This is a genomic window from Flavobacterium tyrosinilyticum (assembly GCF_023656565.1).
In the GTDB taxonomy this organism is placed as follows: Bacteria; Bacteroidota; Bacteroidia; order Flavobacteriales; family Flavobacteriaceae; genus Flavobacterium; species Flavobacterium tyrosinilyticum.
In genome coordinates, this window is record NZ_JAMOKG010000002.1 from 592598 (window position 1) to 614019 (window position 21422).

The following is a 21422-nucleotide window of genomic DNA, read 5'->3' on the forward strand; positions in this document are numbered from 1 at the left end:
CAAAATTATGAAAGGAGCATTTTACAAACTTCCAATAGATTTTAACAGCGTAATGCAAAAAAAAGAGTTAGAAAAAACCTCGATTGAGCATTCTATCGCCCAACAGATCATTTTACTGGCTACTACCACATTTGGTGAGTGCAAGTTTGATGAAACGTTTGGTTCAAAAATCTGGGAAATCGACTTTGATTTGCTGATGAATGAAAATACGTTAAAAGAAATCATTTCAAAAACAATGAAACAGTCTTTGGCTTTTCATGAAAAGAGAATAAAAGTAAACGAACTTAAAGTTGAATTATCTGAAACGATGTATTTTGTTGATGATGTGAGCAGATCAAAAAAGAAAGTCGATATAATAATTGAAGCAACAATTAAAAGTACAAATCGTGATTTTGACTTTAGAGGGTACTTTTTTGTTGGACCGCTATCTTATAAATAGCTTTTTTTAGTGCGATTTTTATTTCAATAAGCTAAAATGGTATGTTTTTTAGTTTTTAAATATCTGATAGTTTGATAATTATATATTGTAAAAAAAGTTTTATTAAATAAATTATTATAATAAGATTTTATTTATATATTTACAGCATAAATAAATAAATTAATAATTAAAAATTTTTCATTATGTCGTTTTTAACATCATTAACAGTAGCAGGAAAAGATTACAAAGTATTAAACGTTAGTTATGATTTAGCTCAAGAAACAGATGCTTCTGGGCGCCCATCTACAGTAACACGTGGAGGAAGAATCATGATCGAGGTTGAATCAACTGGAAGTACTGAATTGTTTGAATGGATGACTAACAATTTCGAAAGAAAAGACGGGTCAGTAAAATTCATCAAACGTGATTCAAATGCTACTTTAAAAGAGCTAAAGTTTACAGAAGCTTACATGGTTAAGTACAAAGAAAACTTTGATCATAACAGTGAAAATCCATTAACTGAAACTTTTATGATTTCTGCTCGTAAAATTTCGATGGGTGGAGGAGAATTTGATAATGCTTGGGTATAATCCTTTGGACTTTATCAATCTTAATTAAACTAAAAGGAAGTCCGATAAGTGGACTTCCTTTTTTGTTTTCTTTTTTAGAATATCCGGTTTTCAATTCTTGATTTGCTGGATTTTCGCACTTCCTAAATTAATCATCTAAACAAATCTACAAATGAGTTTTTTATCTAAATTACATATAGACGGCGAAGAATATAATGTTCTTGAATTTAATATTGGTTTCAAACAAGAAATTGACACAACAAGTAAGCCTACAGGAAACGCTAAAGGCGGAGTTATAAAAATGATTATCGAAGCAAGTCAAAATAGTCATTTTTTGTCTTGGATGTTAAATGGAGATTTAACCAAAGACGGTAAAATTGTTTTTTATAGAAGAGATGCATTAAGTAAAATGAAAGAGCTTTCGTTTACTAAAGCATTTTGTATTGGTTACGATGAGCAATTTACAAGCACTACCGAAATCCCAATGAGAATTACTATGGAATTAGTGGCAAAAGAATTGACTTTTGGAGACGCTAAATTTTCAAATAATTGGATTGCGTTAGATTAATTGTTTAAAAGCTCATTAAAAAACAAGGACACATTATTATGGCACATTTTTCAGAACAAGTACATATAACTATAGGAGGTTTTACCCAAAACGTTGTTTATTATGATTTAAAGCTATCTCAAAAAATGGCCGATCATCATCATTTTTCGTTTGTTTGGCAATACACGGGTAGAGCAGTAATTAATCCGGCCGATCAGGCAAAAGCACTTAGAACCTATCTTGGTGATGAGGTGATTTTTACCTTTAAAAGTCTTACTGGAATAAGATTAATGAGTAAAGGAATCATTACGGAACTTTCTTCTATTGATCTTGATGGAAGCCCAGCTGGATTACACGTTTCTGGCGTAAGCCACAGTATTGTAATTGACGATATGAAAAAGTCAAGAACATTTAAAGATCGCAGTATGGATGATATCGTACTGGGAATTTTTGCTGAAGGACCTGGAGAATTTTATCAAAGAGATTCTATTAAATCAACCTATCTTAGAGAATTTAGAAACCTTTTGCAATATAACGAAACTAGCTTTGAGTTCTTAAAAAGAGTTGCTAAGCGTTATGGGCAATGGTTTTATTTTGACGGAATGCGTATGCAGTTCGGACAAACAAAAAGTAGTCAGACCAAGTTAATTAACGGGGCTTCATTACATAGTTTTAAGATACAAGCTAATATGAGCTCACATAAAATTTCGCTGAATGGTTATAATTATGAAAATGTAGCAACCTTTCGTGATGCTGCCGCTAAGACTTCCTCTGGAAGTAAAGATAGTTTTGCCGCTATTGTAGGTTATAATCAGGGAACGGTTGCAAATTCTGATTTAAATAATGGTGCTTATACTGCAAATGCTACAAATAAAGAAGAACTAGAGGAAATGATTAAACTGCAAACTGCGGGTAGTGATGCCAACAGTGTATATTATAGCGGGATTTCTTATTTTCCAATTGGTCTTGGGCAGGTTTTTACAATAGTAAACCAAACTGTAGTGCATGAGCTAATTGCTATAGAAGTTGTACACCATTCTCAGGTTCACGGAAATTATTCTTGCGAATTTAAAGCAATTCCTGCCGATGTATCGGCTCCACATTATACAGATGTTTTTGTATACGGTAAAGCAGAAACACAGCCTGCACAGGTAAAAGATAATAATGATCCTGAAGGATTAGGACGTGTACAAGTAGAATTTTATGGTGCAAGCGGTACAGCAGTTACAGATTGGATAAGAATGGTACAGCCTTATTCTGGACCAGGAAAAGGATTTTATTTTGTTCCCGAAATCGGAGAAGAAGTTTTAATTGGTTTTGAAGGCAATAATGTCCAAAATCCTTACGTAATTGGTGCGCAATATAACGGACAAGATTCAAGCGGTTATGCTGATGCCCAGAATAATATAAAAGCAATTCATACCAGAAGCGGACACATAATAAAATTTACCGAAGACGAAAGCATCATAATTGCCGATAAAAATGGTAACGAGATAGTAATGGATACTGTTGGCGGTAATATTAGTATTACAGCAAACAATACGATTGATCTTAACGCACAAAATATCAATTTTAATGCTTCGCAAAATATTAGTGTAAGTGCTGGAATGAATATTACAGAAAGTGCTGGAGTAGATATTTTTCAAAGTGCAGGTGCTTTGATTTCTCAAAATGCGGGTGCTGATTATACTCTATCTGCGGCAAATATTTTTGAAGAGGCTAAAGGTGAAAAAAAATCAAAAGCTAAAGATTTGATGGAAATTGGGAGTTCTAAAAGTTCTACTACCGAAAAAGAAACAAAATTCAATACCAAATCACAAATGAAAAGTAATTCAGGGGATAAATCTAACTTTTATTAAACTATGGCTGGAGGAATTATTACTCGTGTTGCGTCTGGTGGTTTTACTTCTCATAGTGAAACTTATTTAGAGAACTTTAATGAAATAACACATTCTGCGGGAACGAAAGTAGTTTACAATGCTGAGGAACAGCATTATGTAGGGAATTGGGAAGAAATACCGGCTGGGACGCATTTTATAAAAGGCTGGTGGACTGATGACAAAGATAAGCCGATAAAAAAAGCTTATATTGGTGATACAATTAGATTCCATTTGGAAACAAAAGATATAAAGGACGGTGAAGAAGTTAATTTTACAGTCTATGATTGGGATGGAATGTTAAATCTTGATGATAAACTTAATTTAATTATAAAAGGTACTTCAAATCCATATAATAAATTAACAATAAAAGGCAACAAAGGAATAATTGAATGGACAACAGGGAGTGGAACACAAAAATTAATTGATGAAGAAGGAGATGCTGAAGTAGAATTGTATGTAAGTTGTTCTTATAAAGGAGAAGTTATTGAGTTACCTTATAATATGGACGATTATTTAATTATTTTTGAGAAAGAAGTTTTAATAACCGTTATCATTGAATTACCACATTCGTATTATACAATTTTTAATGACCCGGTGAGTGCATTAGGTATGGCAGGACATTCTGCCATGGCTATTGGGGAGAGATACTTTGATTATGGACCAAATAATACCCCTGGGACATATTCAGAAAATGAATATGATGTTGATTTTAATAATGATGGAGATAAAAATGACAATGTGTTTTTAGACCGTCCTAGTTATAAAAATTCTCCAGGGCAACCTTGGTGGGGTACTCATATTGCAAATAGAAAAAAAATAAAACCGGAACAAGTCACTTTAGATATGGCTCTTAAACATATTCAGTTATCGTGGAAAGATGTTCAAGATGTTAATGGAAATATAATACATTATGGTACTTATATTTATGGGGAAGTTCATAAAATAGAATTTTATGTAAAAGAACATGAAGCAAATAAAATGTTAAAATGGTGGGAGGAGAGATATAAACACCTTAAAATTTATAGTGCATATCCTTGGAAAGGTGAACAGTGCACGACGACGGTTAAAACAGCTATTCAGGAAGCCTTTCCGTTTAATATTATTAGAGGAAATAATATACCAGATACTACACAAAAACCCTCAGGATTGCTAGAAGATTTACGAGCTTTTACTAGTACTTCAAAAGAGCATTTAGGACAATTGGCGAAAGTTTCAGTAATAAAAAAAGAATCGACAGATTTTAAAGGATAGATATGAAAAAAATAATAATTCTAATGGGAATATTTTCACTTTTTGGGTGTAATGATAAAAGGTATTATCCTAATGATTCAAATTTTAAAGATATTGAAACAAATTTTTCAATAAAAGTTGATATGGCCAATAAGCTTTATGACGAAAATTTTGAAAAATTAATGAAATTAAAAATTAATGAAGATTTTTTTAAGCATTATAATAAAGTAATCTATATTCAAGGAAAATCATATTATATTGGCTATGCCACTATTTTAGATAAGAGAGGGGTTGAAAATCCTCACTTAGCATATTTAGCAAAGATCGATTCTGAAACAGGAAGAATTGATGTTGTAAAAAACTAAGACTCTTCATAATATGAGCATCTCGCTCGTGATATTTGTTAAGAATAACTTAATTGCACTCATGAGCGAGACGCTGGCACCAGCGGGGGATAACCCGATCGCGCAGATTTATCTCCGAAACGGTAGCGCGGATTTGTAATCCGTGCCCACAAAGAATTGTTTATAATTTGTTTTAGTGATCTTTATTCTGTCAAACTGTTGCGGGCACGGATTGCAAATCCGCGCTATCGGGTTAACGATGAGTATATTCTTACGAATTGTCCTCCCTTAATTGAAATAAAATAATGAAAAAAATATTTGTAATTATAATTTCTGTAATAGCAGTAAGTGTCATAATTTATTTTATATATGGTTTAATTATTTCTGCTGGCTCACAACGAATGCAGACTATAGAAGTCGCTGAAGAGTTGAAAGAATTAAAAAAAGATATAGAAAATGATAAAATTGAAGTGATATTTTATGAGATTTCAAAAATTGACCTTGAAAAATGCAAGGCAAACCAAGAAATGACTATTCGTATATCAGAAGATTCAATAACACAATCAAAAAAAATATTAGACAGATATATAAATTCAATAAATAAAATAATCAATAAAAAATTGAAAAGTAAAGAATGTATTGATAGTCTCAATATAGAGGTTTTTTCATATTATAGTAGAGAAAGGGTTGACAGTTTAAAATCGAAACGTTATAAATATACATTTTCAATTAAATAGATTTTTTATATTTTAAAATGTCTCTCTTTGCAGATCCTGCTTAAATTTTGTGCTTATTAGAAAAGTAGAATTAAAATAATACCATGAGACAAGATCGAATAAAAGACAGAGTGCTAAAAAGAGCAGCTAGGTCATGGGGCTTTTCAGATGTTGAGATGGAAACATCTTTCGATCCTGTGGTGTCAATGATGCTTAATGCATTGTCTTACGAACTGGAGAAAGTAGCCCATGAACTTGAAGACTCTAAAACAAGAGTTGTAGAAAGGGTTTTGGAAATTATGTTTCCAGAAGTTACGGCGGGAGTAAAGCCAGCAAGAGCTATTTTGCATGCTTTGCCAATAGATAATAATATGAAAGTTTCATTGCAGAATCAAATGTCGGCAAGTAGAAGAATTCATAATATTTATAATCCTTTAGCTCCAATAACCAAAGAAATTGCACTTTCACCGACATTAGAAGTAAAATTAGCGTCTGCTGAGGTAAAGTATATTGCTTACGAGAGAAACTTATTCGAAATTTCGAATCTTTTTTATAAAGATGCTATTCGTGATTATAAACATTCTCTTCCTTCTGGTATTGTGTTTATGGGAATTGAATTAAAAAATCCAAAAGTGTTGGATTTGGAAGATTTAATGTTGTACATCGATATTAAAAACACGCATCAGAAAGAGATGTTTCATTACTACCTGAAGCAAATGAAGTGTTTTCAGGATGATGTACAAATCACGGTAGAAGAGGGATATAATGTTCCTATAAACAATATTGATATAGAAAGCATTATAAACCGCAATTACACGCATTTGAGCGAGATAATGCAGGAGGTAAATGAGTTCTATTTTGATAACTTTTACACACTAAAAGGAGCGTTAAAACATAAGCCTATTAGTGAATATGGTGAAGAGTACAAATGTTTTGAAGCGATAACAAATAGAAATGATAATCCTATTATTTGGGTAAAAATGGTTTTTCCAGAATCTTTAATTCCTCAAATATTAGATAATGTTTCTTTTACCGCAAATTGCTTTCCAGTAATTAACAAAAAGAAGCACATTATAAATAAAACACTTGGTAATTTCTTGTCGTACATCGCTTTGGAAACAGACAATAATATCTATTTGGATGTTGATACTGTTGTCGATGGATTCAATAATCATTACGAAATAAAAGAATTTAAAGATGGTGTTATTGAAGAAGGAAATGCAGTATTAAGAACGGGTGGAGTTTCTAGATTTGATTCTAGAAGTGCATCAGAACTGCTTCAAAATGTATTAGATCTTTTAAAAGACGAAAGTTCTTCTTTTGCAGGTTTAGGAAAAGATTTTATGAACAGTTCTTTGGTCGAAATTAATCAGCTTTTGGCTTCTGTAGAGCAGCAGGCTAAAGAAAGTAGCTTTTCTAAAAATAATGATCCTTATTTAATGATTAAACCAAAGTTTGATGAATCTTTAGGGAAATCATTTTCAATACATTATTGGTCTACTTGTGCAGAAGAAGGGAATGATATAAAAGCAGGAACGGTTTTAGAAACCAAAGAAGATATGCAGTTTGTAAGTAAAGAAGCCGTACTGATTACCAATACGGTTGGCGGAATGAACAAACAAAATAATAAAGATAGGATCTTAGCATACCGTAACGCTTTGCTAACGCGCGGTCGAATTGTAACATTTGCAGATATAAAGGCGTTTGGATTTAATCATTTTAAAAGCTGTATTTTAGATATTAAAATAGAGAAAGGAACTCGAAAAGAGATTTCGGTAAAAGCAGGTTTTAGCCGAACGGTCGATATTCATTTAAAAGTAAATCCGATTGAGAAAGAGTATCTATCGGCAACGGAATGGGATTATTTGTGTGAGAGTTTTATGAAGAACTTAAAAAATAGATCCTCAAATGTATTTCCGTACCGTCTTTTTATAGAAAACGAATAAAACAAAACGCCAGAAACTTAAAGTTCTGGCGTTTTTGATTTACTGAAATCTATTTTGGTTTTTACTGGTATTTCTTATCCGTAAGTGTTTTCATAAAAGCTACGAGTGCTTTTTCTTCCATTTTAGTCAGTTTTAGTTCATCAAAAGGTAGCGTTTGGTTTTCGACTTCGTAGCCTAAACCCTGACCGCCTCCTTTGTTGTAAAAATCAACGACTTCTTCTAAAGTTTTAAAAACACCATTGTGCATGTAAGGAGCTGTTACAGCTGCATTTCGAACTGTTGGAGTTTTGAAAGCGCCAACCAATTGAGGCATTTTATTGTATAAATATCGCCCTTGATCTACGCTCAATTTCTTACCAGAAGCATCTTGAGGAGTTCCGATAACTTCATGTTCGCTTTTAGAATAACTCGGAGGAACGGTTCCGTTAAACAAAGGCGTAAAGTGACAGGTTGCACATTTTGCTTTTCCCATAAAGAGATTCATTCCTTCTATTTCCTGATTGTTCAGAGCATTTTTGTTCCCTCTCATGTATTCGTCAAATCTTGAATCGAAAGCATTTAGAGAACGCACATAACTCGCAATAGCATTTTGAATCTGCCAAGCTTCAGGTTTTGAAGTTTTTGGATATGCTTTCTTGAAAAGGCTGATATATGCTGCATTCAATAGAATTTTAGCATGAATGTCATCCATTGAACCATGCATTTCATCTTTATTCTGAATAACATCAACACTTTGTTTTTCTAAGTCTAACTGACGCATATCCCAAAATTGAGCATTTTGCAAAGAAGCGTACGTAAGAGTAGGTGTGTTTCGTGCAAGATTAGATCCTGTTAAGGAAACGTTTGTTTTTAAGCCATCTGTAAATGCTTTTTCTGGATGATGGCAACTTGCGCAGCTTCTGTCGTTATTTTTAGAAAGACTGGTGTCATAAAACAGTTTTTCTCCCAGTTTGGCTTTATCTGTGGTATAATTGTAATCTTTAGAAAGTACAAACGCATTTACATCAAAAGCATCTTTATCAAACAAAGTTTCAATTTCGGGTTTTAATGGACTTGTTTTTTTTACGTTTTTAATATTTAGTTCTTTCTGAAAAGTTTTAATTTTTTTCGAAATCGGATTCAAATATTCTGTAATAAAAAAGGCTCGGTCAAAAGCATTGAAATTATTGTTTTCTTTACAATATTGCTGTGCTGCAGCGATTAATTTCTTTAAATCTACTAATGTTTTATTATCGGAATTAATGATTTCAAGAGGTTTAGAAATTGATAATAAACTTTCTCCCGCTTCAGGAATTGAAGATTGTAAAATTGGACTGTCAAAACCTGTAATTCCTAAAGCAATAACACGAAATATATTTTGCTCAAGTGCATCCAAAACATAATCATCAGAAATAGTGATTACTTCAAATGTAGTTTTCAACTGCTTTATGTTAGATTGAAAAATATTCAATTCTCTTATTACATTTTCTTTATCCTCGATTTTATATTCAGGATAAATCATTTCTTCGATTACTTGAAAACCATGTGGCTCAAAAGATCTGTTTTCTTCCAATTCCATTTCATCCAAGGCTGGGCCATTCATAAAACGAGCCGTCTCGGGAATAAAATATTCAATTGCCCATTCCGCTTTTTTATAGAATAAACGTGATTTTTTAAACTGTTCTACAATTTCTTTTGGAGAAGCATTGCTATCAATAAGCTTTTGAAATTGTATGATTTCATTGCTTAATTTGTTTAAGTCAACAAGAAGATTCTGTTTGATTGTTGTTTTAGAAGTTTCATTTTTTTGACACGAAAAGAACAAACAAAGTGCTAAAAATAGAAATGAAAAATATTTTAATTTCATAATAGTGTTTTAATAGCAACAACCCTTATCGAAAAATAAGGGTTGTTAATAGATTTTGACTGAAATTATTATCTCTGTACGTTTCTGATAATTACAGTTTGTCCTCCCTCTTTGTTGGTTTGAGTTCCTGAACCGTCTGCATTTTTGAATGCATCACTTTGCCATGTGTGCGGGTGAATGTTTACGGTAAAAGTATCTGGAACACCAATGATATCTGAAATATCTTCCATAGCACCAAACTCCCAGCTTCCTAATCTCATTTCGCCAGTTTGATTGTATAAAGTATTCCAGGCTGCATCGGTTCTTTTGTGATTCATGTTTAACCAAGGTTTATTTTGCTTTGTAGCAATGCTATATTGCCAGATATATGAATCGTGTTTAGCATCGGCGTAGTAGCTGTCACCATCTTCTTGAATGTAAACGTAGTTCTCTGTTACACATAAGTTATCTGGGTTAATAATTCCAGTTCCCGGAGTACTGTCACCTTCAACAGCTAATTCTAAAGTTCCTTTTAACGGATTTGTAGCGTCTAGTTTCACTTTGTAAACTCTTCCCCACATTGTGTAACCGTCAACAGGAGCGTTGTTAGTTGCTTGACCTGTAGCAGTAAAATAAACTTCTCTATTATTGCTTGCGCTTCCTTTTCTGTAATCTACGTCTTCAACTCTAGAAAAACGAATCGCTTTTAAGTCGTTAACAGTTGTATTGATAACAGCACCTGTAAGGTTTTTTGCATTTGGAATTTCAACAAATTCAACGGGATAGCTGCTATTTAATTTGATATCCGTTTCAACTTGATTTCCATCAGTTCTTTTTAAAGCATATAATTTTCCGTTAGACAAATCACCAACAGTACTTACATACATAATTAATTGCCCTGCACTTACGTGTGAAGTTGCGTAAGATTGATCTTCACCAATTAGAATTACGGTTTTTCCTGGATAAGCTTCTTTAGGAAGCGGAACAGCATTTTCCATACTCGCTTTTCCTAAAGCTGGTAAAACTCTGTCTTTTCTTGCTTTATCTGAAGACTGTCCCAACGGATTGATTCCGTGAACCATACTTTCTTGTCCGCTTTCTCCAGCAGTTAAGAAGATTGGTCCAAATCCGTGAATTTCTGGCGTTGCCAATGTAGCAGAACACAAACGAGTTAAGCCACCAACACCATCAACAATATAATCACCTTTTACTGGTTTGAAAGTTTTGTCTAAATAAACTCTTGATACAGATTGCAGAATTTCGTGGTTAGTAATCATGATATATCCATCACCATTTGGATCTTTCATTAATCCAGCTCCATCAGGCTGTGCACCATACACAAAAGAAGGAGATTCTGCAAGAACATCTGTACTAGCAATTAAAGTACTGATTTTTAGATTTTCAAAACCTGTCATTGGATAAACAAAAGGTGGCACTTTTGAATGTGAAGTAAAATCGATACTAGCATTTACACTATTCGAATCTTTGTCATCATTTTGGCAGCTTATTACAGAAAGGCCTGCAATTCCAAGCAAGGTAATTGATTTTAAAAAGTTAGCTTTCATAATTGTTTTTGTGTTTTTTTTGATTACGACAAAGCTATCTTTCAAAAACAAAATACAGGTTATGGCTATTTTTCTTTTTTGCTAATTTTTATAAGTCTAGTATTATTAAATGGTAAATTATAGTGTTTAAATGTAAAGTTAAGATTCATAAAAAAATCTTAAGGTTTGAAAAGCTGATTTAAATTAATTGCTTTTTTCTCTCTCAATTTCTTTACAATCTTAAGAAAAGCAATGGCAGTGATGTAGGCATCGCCCAGTGCTGTGTGGCGATCTTTCTTAGAAATATCAAATTTGTCTGCAAGATCATCTAAGGTGTAATGATCCTTTCGTTCAAATAAATGAGATTGAATTAAAGTCTTTTTATACAAATATGCCGTGTCTAAGGTTTTATTCGTTAAATGAGGAAGTCCGTTTCTTTCTAAAGCTTTATTAATCATTGTAACATCAAAAATAGTATGATGTGCAATGATAATGGAGTCTCCTAGAAAATCTAGAAATTGCTGTAATGCCTCCAATTCAGTAGGACGTTTAATCAGTAAATCTTTTAAAATACCATGAATCTGAGCGGTCGATTTATCGTAATGATCTTGTTCTAAATACACTTCAAAACTTTCCTGAACATTAATAACCCCATTCTGAAGAACTAGTGCGCCAATGCATAAAATACGGTCATTTTCGTAATCAAAACCAGTTGTTTCGGTATCCAAAACCACAAAACGAGTTTCTTCGATTGTAATATTTTCATCGAATAGATTATTCTCTTCTTTTTTCCAAAAATTAAATAAACTCATTATTATACTAGATTTGAGATATTAAAACGCACCGAAATAAGTTCCTGAAGTTCCTTAATGGTTTTAAAAGTACGTTTCAGCTTAATTTTTTCCATTTTGGTCAAAGATTCCAATTCGATAAACTGACCAGAATCATGATGCAAAAGACCTTGTTTGGTTCTAAATTTCAATAAAGCTTTGAACGAATAAGAGCACGATAAATACAATTCTCTATTGTTAGGTTCCAGTTCTGCTAATTTCTCAAAGCGCTCTGCTGTATTGCTAATCGATTTTATCGAATGGGATAAAATTAAGACACGCGCAGCATCTGTCAACGGCATTAAAGCTCTTCGTTTGATGTCAAAATTATCTTTGTTTGCACCATCTTGCTCTACCAAAAATTGTCTAAAGAAACCAGTAGGAGAAGGGCTTTGAAGAGCACCACTTACCAAATGCATATAAAAAATAGGATTTGCTTTTAAATCTTCAAAAATATAATCAGACAATTGATCTGCTACTTCGGTATCTCCGTAAGTTAAACTATAATCAAAGAAAATAAAGGACAATAGAACTTCATTTTTACCCGGATTTGTAATCCAATGATGCACATGGCTTTTCCATTCGTCCACACTCATACACCATTTTGGGTTCGAGGCCATCATTTCGGCAGGACAATAATCGTATCCAATTTCAAAAAGCCCTTTATTGACAAGTCCGGCAAATTTTAGAAAATAGATTTTAGTTTCTTCTCTAAAAACTTCATTCACATTTTCATAAACAATCGCATTATCTTGATCTGTATGTAACATTTGCTCGCCGCGACCTTGACTTCCAAGCGCTAGCCAAGCAAATTTTACGGGTGGCGGACTGCTCATTTTTTCTAAGCAAATCTCAATAACACGAGTGGTGCAGGCTTCGTTAAGTTCGGTGATGATTTTCGTAATCAAAGTCATCGGAATATTTTGATCCAAATAACCTTGAAGTAATTGCATAATACGATTGCGAATAGGTTTTATTTCCTTAATTTTTTTAGTTCGCTTTAAGGCTTTAATTAAAACCGCAGGATTGTTTCCGAGTGCAACCATTACATCATGTTTCGATAAAATCCCGACTGCTTTGCTATTTACCGTTCCATCTTTCGTTAAACACAAATGGCTGATGTTACTTTTCATCATTGCCATTTGCGCCTCAGTTACTGTCATTTTTTTAGGATACGTAATAACAGGTTTGGTCATTATCGTTTCGGCAGTGGTTGTAATAGGAAAATCTCCTGTAACGATTTTATTTCGAAGATCTTTATCTGTCAAAATACCAATCGGAAGCATTTCGTCTACGATTAAAATTGCACCGACTTTCTTTTTATTCATAATTTTTGCAATCTCTTTTACCGTAGTTGACGGACTGCAGGTTACAATTTTTTTTGAATATTTTATGGGCGCCAAGTCAAAAGAATGATTGCTCGAATGCAGGTTTTCATTTAACTGATCATCACCATACAATTTATCTTTGTGAATATCGGAATAAGGATTTCGAGTATTCGAAGCATAACTTTCAATCAAGAAATTACCAACGTTTCTATTCTCGAGTGCATAAGGTTTAAAAACTGCAATAGGAATGGCGTACAAAATACTTTCTTCGTGAGCGACCGCTTCCATGATATAATTTTCTTGTGCCAATAACGGACGCAATCCAAAAATATCGCCTTCATCACACATATCTAAAACGGTATTTTTAGTGCTTTTTTTTAGTGCAACAGCACCTTTATGAACCACATAAAAAGAATCGTGAGTTTTGTCGTTTTCAGCAAAAATGACAGCATCTTTTTCTTTATAAATAATAGAAATCTGTTCAGATAGCTTTTCTAAATCTCTCTGATGAAGAAAATTAAACGGCGGATAATTCTTTAAAAAATCGGCAACTCGCTGCGAAATGGTATTTTTCATTTGGTTAGATTAGAGTTCTAATGTACTATTTAAAATAGAAATGTAAAAGAAACACGTTTGTTTTTTTAGGTACAAAGGGACAAAGATTCAGAGTTGCAAAGTTTAAAAAATGAGAATAAAAAAACTTTGAGACTTTGTGTCTGTTGCAAAAAAAAAGCTCCCAAATGGAGCCTTTATGATTTAGTCAACTTTATAAACTGTTCCTCGCTGTTTTTCTTCAGAACCAACCAAGCCAAATTCGAAAGTATAAGAATCTTTAGAAGTGTTTAAAATCTTCATGCTGATTGCCTTTTCTTCAGCCATATTTTTAGGATGTTTCTTTTGCAGCACGTACTCACAGTCACTTACCCAGCGTATTGTAGCAGTGTCGGTTTTTCCTTCGTAAGTTTCAATTTCAATATCGTCTTTACGCTCAAAATATGTTGTTTTTTTTACGCCGTTGACATCTGTTTCAAATTTGAATTTCCCTGTTTTAAAATCCTTGCAATTATGTTCTGCATTATAGCATGAAACTAAAGCTAGAAAAGGGAATAAGAATGCTATTTTTTTCATTTTAATTAAGTTGTTTTTTTAGAGCTAGAGATTTCATTTTTATGTCACAAAAAGGTCTTCGACTTCGCTCAGACTGACAAACGGGTCATTTCAATCTTTTTAACTCATCATCGGTAAAGTTCTTGATTTCTTTTTCTTTGGCAAACTTTTCAGCATTATAATTTCCCGATTTGTTTTTCGGAATCGATAAACTATTCCATTCACTGTTTTTCAGCTGTTTGGCATAAAAAACAATCTGTCCGACATGATACGGATAATGTGCCAATTGACGATTTATAGCTTCTATAACCGTATGGCCTTCATTTCTGATATAAATAATGTCCGAAAGTTGTTCTGGTTTTAAGTTTTCAAGAGCATTTTCGAGACAATTCCATCCTTTATTCCAAAGCTCAAGAACTTCATCTTTAGATTGTAAGTCATTTTCAAATTCAGAATCTCTATTGCGCCATTCTTTTTCACCATCGGTTGTAAGAAAATCAGTCCAGCGAGACAGCATATTGCCTGAAATATGTTTTATTATTGTCGCGATGCTGTTGGTGTCTTCATTTACGGAAATAAAAAGCTGTTGAGGTTCAAGTTGGTCAATGGCTTTTTCGCCAAGCATTTTATAATACAAAAACTGCTTTCTGGCACTTTCTAGATAAGATTGATCGGCACTCATAACTAAACGATTTTGATATCATATTTATCTAATAATCCGACAATTCCTTCTGTAGAAAATTGTGCTTTTTTCATCGGATTAAATTCGGGATCGATTTTGTAATTGTAAGCCGTTTTAAAATTGACCGATGCTAATTGTGTTTCATTAAAAATAGCGCCATCAAGATCGCAATTATCAAAAACGGAACTCGTTAAATTGGTTCCAATAAAAGTTACTTCACGAACAGAAGAATTAATGAACTTAGTTTTTGGCATTTTTTTGTTTGAAAACAATGCATAATCGAGAACGCATTCATCAAAATAAACTTGAAATAGAAAATCATCACATTCGTTAAATGCAATCCCTAGAAGTTTACAATTTTTAAAAGTGACGTTCTTTAAACTTGTTCCTGCCAAACTTGTCATTGATAAATTACAATCAATAAACTCGCAGTCAAGAAAGGTATTAGAATTGAAATTGCTATTGGAAAAGTCGCAGTTTTTAAAAACACAATCTTCAAACTCGCGATTGTTTATTTTCTTATCAATATAAACAACTTTCTCAAATGTTTTCTGAATGTGAATTAGAGCTTCCATGAATGTTTTTTTGGTTTTTGAGCATTGTGGCGTACTCGAAGGATATATATTACTTCTTCCGTTACTTGATAAGAGACTCCATAATCGTAAATAGAATAAACTCTAAAACTACCATCATTGTTGGCCTTTTGATTATCGAGTTTATAAATTTCAGGTTTTGTTTTTAAAATTTCAGTGCTGTCGAAAATTGTATTAACAACTTTATCAGCGATTTTTAAGTGATTTACTTTCAAAGAAAATGTAAAAATGAATGTCTTCTAATTGATCTAAGCATCTTTTGACCAGATTATTTTCTTCCCCATTTTTTTGCAATTTCTTTCGCTTGATCTTCAGTATAGAAATTACCTTTTTTAATGCTACCTAAAGCATTTTCTATATCTAAATTATAAGCTGCATCTGAATCAATAGCGGTATTATTTATTGATTGTAAAAGATGTTTTAGTTTTTCTACAAAAGATGGATCCTGTACTTTATCAATTTCTTTATGAATCCAATTTATTTCTGCTTGTATATCCATGACAAAGAGTTTTAGTAAAGATACGAATTAGTCATTAAATATACCTTTCATAATAATTTTCAATCCCAAAAAGATCAAAAGCATAGAACTCAGACAAGCCACAATTCCAATTCCTAAAACAAGATAATGCCAGTTGGTATGCTGATTCATAAAAGCATTATAAATCAATGTTGGGCCAAGAAACATTAAAGGCAGAGCGCCTGATAGATATTTCACTCCTTTTTTTAGTAATTCTTTATTTGTTGCCATCTTTTTGTTTCAATTTTAAGGTTGCAAGTTGCTAGCTTTTATTTAACCGCAAAGTACGCTAAGTTTTTTATATGCTATATTTTTATAATGACAAAGTTCGCAAAGTTTTAGATAAAAACCTTGCGAACCTTGCGTAAATCTTAGTGTTCTTTGCGGTTAAACAACCATTCAGAAGTCTTTTTATTTTTTATAATTGTCGACAGCATTTCTTACGCTGCCATACTTTTTCAATAATTCAGAAGCTTCGTCATACGAAACTGAAATTTCATCCATAATCATTTTTACGCCACGATCTACCAGTTTTACATTACTTAACTGCATATCTACCATTTTGTTTCCTCTTACTTTTCCTAACTTAATCATAGCTGCAGTCGAAATCATGTTTAAAACCAGTTTCTGTGCAGTTCCGGCTTTCATTCTTGAGCTTCCGGTTACAAATTCTGGCCCAACTACAACTTCAATAGGAAATTGCGCCGTCAGTGCCAACGGACTTCCTGCATTACAAGTAATACAACCTGTAATAATATTGTTTTGGTTACAAGTTTCTAATCCGCCGATAACATACGGAGTTGTTCCCGAAGCGGCAATTCCGATTACAACATCATTAGAATCAATTTTATGGTTTTGAAGATCAATCCAAGCTTGTGTAGGATTATCTTCTGCGTTTTCTACTGCGCGTCTAATTGCTGTGTCGCCACCTGCAATAATGCCATTTACTAAATCAAAAGGAACGCCAAAAGTGGGCGGACATTCAGAAGCATCAACAACACCAAGTCGGCCAGAAGTTCCTGCTCCAATATAAAACAATCTGCCGCCAATTTTTAATTTGTCGACTATCTGCGGAATCAAAGCTTCTATTTGTGGCAAAGCTTTTTCGACTGCATAAGGCACAGTTTTATCTTCCTGGTTTATATTAGATAACAATTCATGAACAGACATCTTCTCTAAATGTTCATATTTTGAGGCTTGTTCAGTAGTTTTCGTAAATGTCATTTTATCGTTATTTAGACTCGTCAAAATTAATATATTTTATTTCAATCTTGCAAAGTCTCAGAGATTTAAAATCAATTTTTTTCTTCTATTTTTTCTCTCTAAAGACGGTTTTATTGTGGCTTTGTTACAAAAACGAAAATATTATATTTGTCTAATATAAAAAGATAGATGGATCAATTAGATTTACTACAGGGAATTGCTCGAATTTCTGTTTTCGTTTCCTTATTAATGGCATTTTTTCTGCTGACCGTTAAAACAGAAAATAAACTGGCAAACCGCTTATTTGCTTTGTTCTTTATTTTTTCGGCAATTGATCTTAGCGGTTTTTTTATGTATCTGTATACAGAAGATCACAGAAATTTAGAAATTTTCAGAGCAACTTTCTGTTTACTGGGAATGCCATCATTTTATTTGTATGTTTTATCTGTATGTTATTCAGACTTTAAATTAAAATGGAAACATCTCATTCATTTGCTTCCTTTTGTAATAGTCAATTTAATTTTTATACCAAGAATATATTTAAGTATTGTAAATGGCAACTTCATAGGTCCTTTAAATGAAATGTCTGAGATCTATTTTATACAGATTTTAATAGAATTTCAGTACGTTTTTTATATTGTAAGTGTGTTTTTAATCTTGAAGAAATACAAAGAAATTTATCTAGAAAACTACACCAATCCGAGCGTTTCTACCTATAAATGGCTTTTTCAAATGACATGCGTGTTTCTTATTGCACATTCTATTGTCCTTTTAAAAAATATATTGAGGTATAGCGGTTTTAAAGAAGTGTTTTTGTGGGCAAATGTCCTTGTTGGAACCATAGCTTTATTTATAACATGCTGGTTTATCATGAAAGCTTTAAAATACCCAGAACTTTTTAGGGGTGTAAATTCTAAATTAGTATTAACAAAAGATATTCTCCCTGAAATTGATGAAAAACCAGAAGCTGTAAACCAGCAAAATGATTTGATCAATGCACAAATTACTACTTTAAAACAATATATGAACGAGAAAGAACCATTTCTCGATCCGTCGCTCACTATTCAGGAATTGGCGAATCAGATTAGTATTCCTGTTCGCGATTTGTCTATTTTAATAAATCATCATATCGATCAGCATTTTTTTGATTTTGTAAATGAATATCGAATTCAAAAAGCCATGGGAATTTTGAGAGATCAATCAAAAAATCAATTAACTGTTCTAGAAATCTTGTACGAAGTTGGTTTTAACTCCAAATCTTCTTTTAATACTTCATTTAAAAAGTATACCAATTTAACCCCAACAGCCTACAGAAATAGCTAAAAATAAAGGGTTTGTAAAAAGTCGAACGCCTTGCCTATATAAAGTCGAACCAATTTCTATTTGAGAAAATGGTTCGACTTTTTTTGTCGGTCGCGTAGGAAGATTTTCTAAGGCAACTTTGCTTCAAATTAATCGAACAAGTTAAAATTAGAAATCATGAAAAAATTAAATCTCCTAATCTTTTTACTATTGCCTTTATTTTGTTTAGCACAATCTACATTAACAGGAAGGGTCGCTAGCGAAACCAAATCTTTGGAATGGGCTGAAATTTCAATATTAAATAAAGAAGGGAAAATTATTGATGGAACTACAACTAAAGTAGATGGTTCTTTTGAAATTAACCTAAAAAATAGTTCTTATAAAATTGAAATCAGTCTTTTGGGTTTTGCTGATTATGAAAAAGAAATTTCATTAGAAAAAAACACTGATTTAGGAACTATTATTTTAAAAGAAAACGAAACCAAATTAGTTGAAGTTGTGGTTCAGTCTAAAAAGAAAACTATTGAGCAGAAAACAGATCGTTTGGTTTATAATCTAGAAAATAATGTTACAACTACTGGAGCTGATGCTTTAAGCGCTATTAATACTGCGCCTGGAGTTGTAGTGAAAAATGACGTGATTACCATTTTAGGAAAGGGAACTTCGCGCGTCATGATTGATGGACGTTTAATTGAATTGACTGGAGAAGAATTGAACAATTTCTTGAAATCAATTTCGGCTGCAGATATCAAAAATATTGAAGTTATAAGCAATCCGCCCGCAAAATATGAAGCAGATGGAACAGGTGGACTTATTAATATTATTATGAAAAAAGGAGTCCGTGATTCGTGGAAAAATTCGATTATAGTTTCTTACGACGAGAATAAATATGGAATTTACACTTTAAGAGATAATTTCTTCTACAGCAAAAATAAGTTTAGATTTTCGGCAAGCGTGAATGGTAAAACGGGGTATAAAAATTCTGAAGAGAATTTAGATATGTATTTTCCAGATGGACTTTCTACAATGTACGCCGATACAAAAGTTAAAAATGAAAATTTTTCAGGAAAAGTGGCATTAGACTATGATTTGTCTGAACGTACAACGATTGGTTTTCAGTTTATGAATGATAGAAATAATCCTGATTTTGGATCGGATATTAGAATTGAAAAGTACAACACGCAAAACGAATTGCAACAGGTTACATTGAATAAAAGTTTTACAGATAAAGGTTCTGAAAATCAGACTTATAATGCGCATTTGATTACCAAATTTGATTCAAAAAAGAAATTATCCTTTGATGTGGATTATTTCAATTACAACTCAAAATTTGATAGAGATTTTATAGCGAATAATTTTAATCCAGATATGGAATTTATTGATGTCAATCAGGCAGGAAGAAATATTTCTGACCAAGATATTGATAACTGGAGTTTTAAGGCAGATATGGAACATCCGTTTGAAACTTTTAATTTGTCTTATGGTGCGAAAATGAGTTTTACAAACAGCATAAGCGATGTGGTTTTTTACAATACTATAACTGGAACTCCGGAATTAGATCCTAGTCAGTCAAATCAATTTAAATACACTGAAAATAATCAGGCGTTTTACATTAACGGAGATAAAAAACTGAATGAAAAATGGAATCTGCAAATGGGTTTACGATTGGAGAACACACAAACCAATGGATTTTCTGAAACTTTAAATCAGGAAACAGTAAATAATTATTTGAAATTATTTCCAACAGTTTATGCTTCGTACAAGAAAAACGAGAACAATACTTTTAGTTTGAATTATGGAAAAAGAATCAACAGACCGCGTTTTGATTTGCTGAATCCGTTTAGAGTTTATATTAATAGTAACAGTTATTCTGAAGGAAATCCGTTTTTAAAACCTTCATTTAGTGATAATTTTGAGTTTGCACATTCGTATAAAGAAATTTTGAGAACCAGCGTTTTTGTGAATTTAGTTTCAAATGGTTATGGCGTTTTGTTTACTTCAAATCCAGAAACGAATACACAGATTGTAACGCGTGAAAATTATTTTAAAAATATAAATTATGGTGTTGGAGAAACTTATTCAGCCACTTTTGCAGATTGGTGGCAGAGTGAAAATACTTTATACTTTTTAGGCGCTCAAACGGAGTTTATAAAAGATATTAATGCAACGCCATCAAATAGTTTACAGATTGATTTTACGACAAATAATACTTTTATACTAGGGAAAAGCACCAAACTTCAAATTGATTTTAATTATAGTTCGCCTTTTAAAAGTGGTTTGTATGAGATTGGTTATGCATCAAGTTTTGATATTGGGTTTAAACAGGATTTGTTGAATAAAACGCTTCAGATTGCATTTTTGGCCAATGATATTTTTAATACTTCTTATTTGAAAGATTTTACTTCGGTTGTAAATGGCGTGAAACAGGTTTATAGCCAAAATGAAAGTAATCGCTTTGTTCGTTTATCTGTGATTTACAATTTCGGTAATAAAAAGATTAATGTGAAAGAGCGTGCTTTCGGAAATCAGGACGAGAAGAAGAGGGTAGGGAATTAAGGAATTAGATAATTAGTCAATTAGATAATTAGATAATTTTCATTGGGTTTCGACTTCGCTCAGCCTGACATTGTAAAGAGAACTTCAACTTGAAACCTGAAACTTGAAACAAACTAATGTCACCCTGAGCGAAGTCGAAGGGCAACTAACAAAAGGGCTTCGACCTCGCTCAGCCTGACACGCGAGAGTAAAACCTGAAACCTGAAACTTGAAACCTGAAACCTGAAACTTTTCTTGCGTGAGGGATAGGAGCAAATTACCGAAGTAATGCGGATAGCCCGACCG

Annotated in this window: 21 protein-coding genes; 10 read left to right on the forward strand and 11 right to left on the reverse strand. The window is 32.5% G+C overall.

Annotated features, from left to right (window positions below; all coding sequences use genetic code 11):
* Positions 1 to 7 precede the first annotated feature (7 nt).
* From NCC77_RS10310 to NCC77_RS10345, 8 genes are all read left to right on the forward strand, one after another.
* Positions 8 to 439, forward strand: coding sequence for a GPW/gp25 family protein (locus NCC77_RS10310; protein ID WP_250835493.1), 432 nt, complete (start codon positions 8 to 10; stop codon positions 437 to 439).
* Between the two features lie 182 nt (positions 440 to 621).
* On the forward strand, positions 622 to 1008 hold the full coding sequence (gene tssD, locus NCC77_RS10315) for a type VI secretion system tube protein TssD (protein ID WP_012025247.1): 387 nt from the start codon (positions 622 to 624) through the stop codon (positions 1006 to 1008).
* Positions 1009 to 1159: 151 nt separating this feature from the next.
* On the forward strand, positions 1160 to 1555 hold the full coding sequence (gene tssD / locus NCC77_RS10320; protein WP_095930969.1) for a type VI secretion system tube protein TssD: 396 nt from the start codon (positions 1160 to 1162) through the stop codon (positions 1553 to 1555).
* A gap of 38 nt (positions 1556 to 1593) precedes the next feature.
* Positions 1594 to 3393, forward strand: coding sequence for a type VI secretion system Vgr family protein (locus NCC77_RS10325; protein ID WP_250835494.1), 1800 nt, complete (start codon positions 1594 to 1596; stop codon positions 3391 to 3393).
* Between the two features lie 3 nt (positions 3394 to 3396).
* Positions 3397 to 4665 (forward strand): hypothetical protein, encoded by a 1269-nt coding sequence (locus NCC77_RS10330; protein WP_250835495.1) that lies wholly within the window; start codon positions 3397 to 3399, stop codon positions 4663 to 4665.
* Positions 4666 to 4667: 2 nt separating this feature from the next.
* The gene (locus tag NCC77_RS10335; protein WP_250835496.1) at positions 4668 to 5009 is read left to right on the forward strand and encodes a hypothetical protein; all 342 of its coding nucleotides are present in this window, start codon (positions 4668 to 4670) and stop codon (positions 5007 to 5009) included.
* Between the two features lie 284 nt (positions 5010 to 5293).
* Positions 5294 to 5725 (forward strand): hypothetical protein, encoded by a 432-nt coding sequence (locus NCC77_RS10340; protein WP_095930965.1) that lies wholly within the window; start codon positions 5294 to 5296, stop codon positions 5723 to 5725.
* An 83-nt stretch (positions 5726 to 5808) separates the two neighbouring features.
* A complete protein-coding gene (locus tag NCC77_RS10345) occupies positions 5809 to 7650 on the forward strand; it encodes a type VI secretion system baseplate subunit TssF (RefSeq protein ID WP_250835497.1) in 1842 nt (613 codons plus the stop codon).
* 61 nt (positions 7651 to 7711) lie between these two features.
* Here NCC77_RS10345 and NCC77_RS10350 read toward each other — a convergent pair whose 3' ends face one another.
* The 11 genes from NCC77_RS10350 to murQ form a co-directional block, all read right to left on the reverse strand.
* Complete coding sequence (locus tag NCC77_RS10350; protein WP_250835498.1) at positions 7712 to 9496, reverse strand: cytochrome-c peroxidase; 1785 nt, start codon at positions 9494 to 9496, stop codon at positions 7712 to 7714.
* Positions 9497 to 9564: 68 nt separating this feature from the next.
* Entirely contained in the window at positions 9565 to 11040 is a 1476-nt protein-coding gene (locus tag NCC77_RS10355; RefSeq protein ID WP_250835499.1) for a PhoX family protein, read from the reverse strand.
* A gap of 158 nt (positions 11041 to 11198) precedes the next feature.
* Complete coding sequence (locus NCC77_RS10360; protein WP_250835500.1) at positions 11199 to 11831, reverse strand: 3'-5' exonuclease; 633 nt, start codon at positions 11829 to 11831, stop codon at positions 11199 to 11201.
* A 2-nt stretch (positions 11832 to 11833) separates the two neighbouring features.
* Positions 11834 to 13753, reverse strand: coding sequence for a DUF294 nucleotidyltransferase-like domain-containing protein (locus NCC77_RS10365; RefSeq protein ID WP_250835501.1), 1920 nt, complete (start codon positions 13751 to 13753; stop codon positions 11834 to 11836).
* A gap of 180 nt (positions 13754 to 13933) precedes the next feature.
* Positions 13934 to 14305, reverse strand: coding sequence for a DNA topoisomerase IV (locus NCC77_RS10370; protein ID WP_250835502.1), 372 nt, complete (start codon positions 14303 to 14305; stop codon positions 13934 to 13936).
* Positions 14306 to 14390: 85 nt separating this feature from the next.
* Positions 14391 to 14966, reverse strand: coding sequence for a DUF1572 family protein (locus tag NCC77_RS10375; protein WP_250835503.1), 576 nt, complete (start codon positions 14964 to 14966; stop codon positions 14391 to 14393).
* Positions 14967 to 14968: 2 nt separating this feature from the next.
* Complete coding sequence (locus NCC77_RS10380; RefSeq protein WP_250835504.1) at positions 14969 to 15541, reverse strand: pentapeptide repeat-containing protein; 573 nt, start codon at positions 15539 to 15541, stop codon at positions 14969 to 14971.
* Positions 15529 to 15774 carry a type II toxin-antitoxin system RelE/ParE family toxin gene (locus NCC77_RS10385; RefSeq protein ID WP_250835505.1) on the reverse strand — a complete coding sequence of 82 codons (246 nt, stop codon included), beginning with the start codon at positions 15772 to 15774 and terminating at the stop codon, positions 15529 to 15531. The genes NCC77_RS10380 and NCC77_RS10385 overlap by 13 nt, the downstream gene beginning before the upstream one ends.
* Before the next feature lie 53 nt (positions 15775 to 15827).
* Positions 15828 to 16058: a hypothetical protein gene (locus tag NCC77_RS10390; RefSeq protein ID WP_250835506.1), complete on the reverse strand. Its 231-nt coding sequence runs from the start codon at positions 16056 to 16058 to the stop codon at positions 15828 to 15830.
* A 27-nt stretch (positions 16059 to 16085) separates the two neighbouring features.
* On the reverse strand, positions 16086 to 16307 hold the full coding sequence (locus NCC77_RS10395) for a DUF6095 family protein (RefSeq protein ID WP_095930955.1): 222 nt from the start codon (positions 16305 to 16307) through the stop codon (positions 16086 to 16088).
* Positions 16308 to 16487: 180 nt separating this feature from the next.
* Positions 16488 to 17300 carry an N-acetylmuramic acid 6-phosphate etherase gene (gene murQ, locus NCC77_RS10400; protein WP_250835507.1) on the reverse strand — a complete coding sequence of 271 codons (813 nt, stop codon included), beginning with the start codon at positions 17298 to 17300 and terminating at the stop codon, positions 16488 to 16490.
* 168 nt (positions 17301 to 17468) lie between these two features.
* Between murQ and NCC77_RS10405 the strand changes: the two genes are divergently transcribed.
* Positions 17469 to 18602: a helix-turn-helix domain-containing protein gene (locus NCC77_RS10405; RefSeq protein WP_250835508.1), complete on the forward strand. Its 1134-nt coding sequence runs from the start codon at positions 17469 to 17471 to the stop codon at positions 18600 to 18602.
* 156 nt (positions 18603 to 18758) lie between these two features.
* On the forward strand, positions 18759 to 21137 hold the full coding sequence (locus NCC77_RS10410; protein ID WP_250835509.1) for an outer membrane beta-barrel family protein: 2379 nt from the start codon (positions 18759 to 18761) through the stop codon (positions 21135 to 21137).
* The last annotated feature ends 285 nt before the right edge of the window (positions 21138 to 21422 follow it).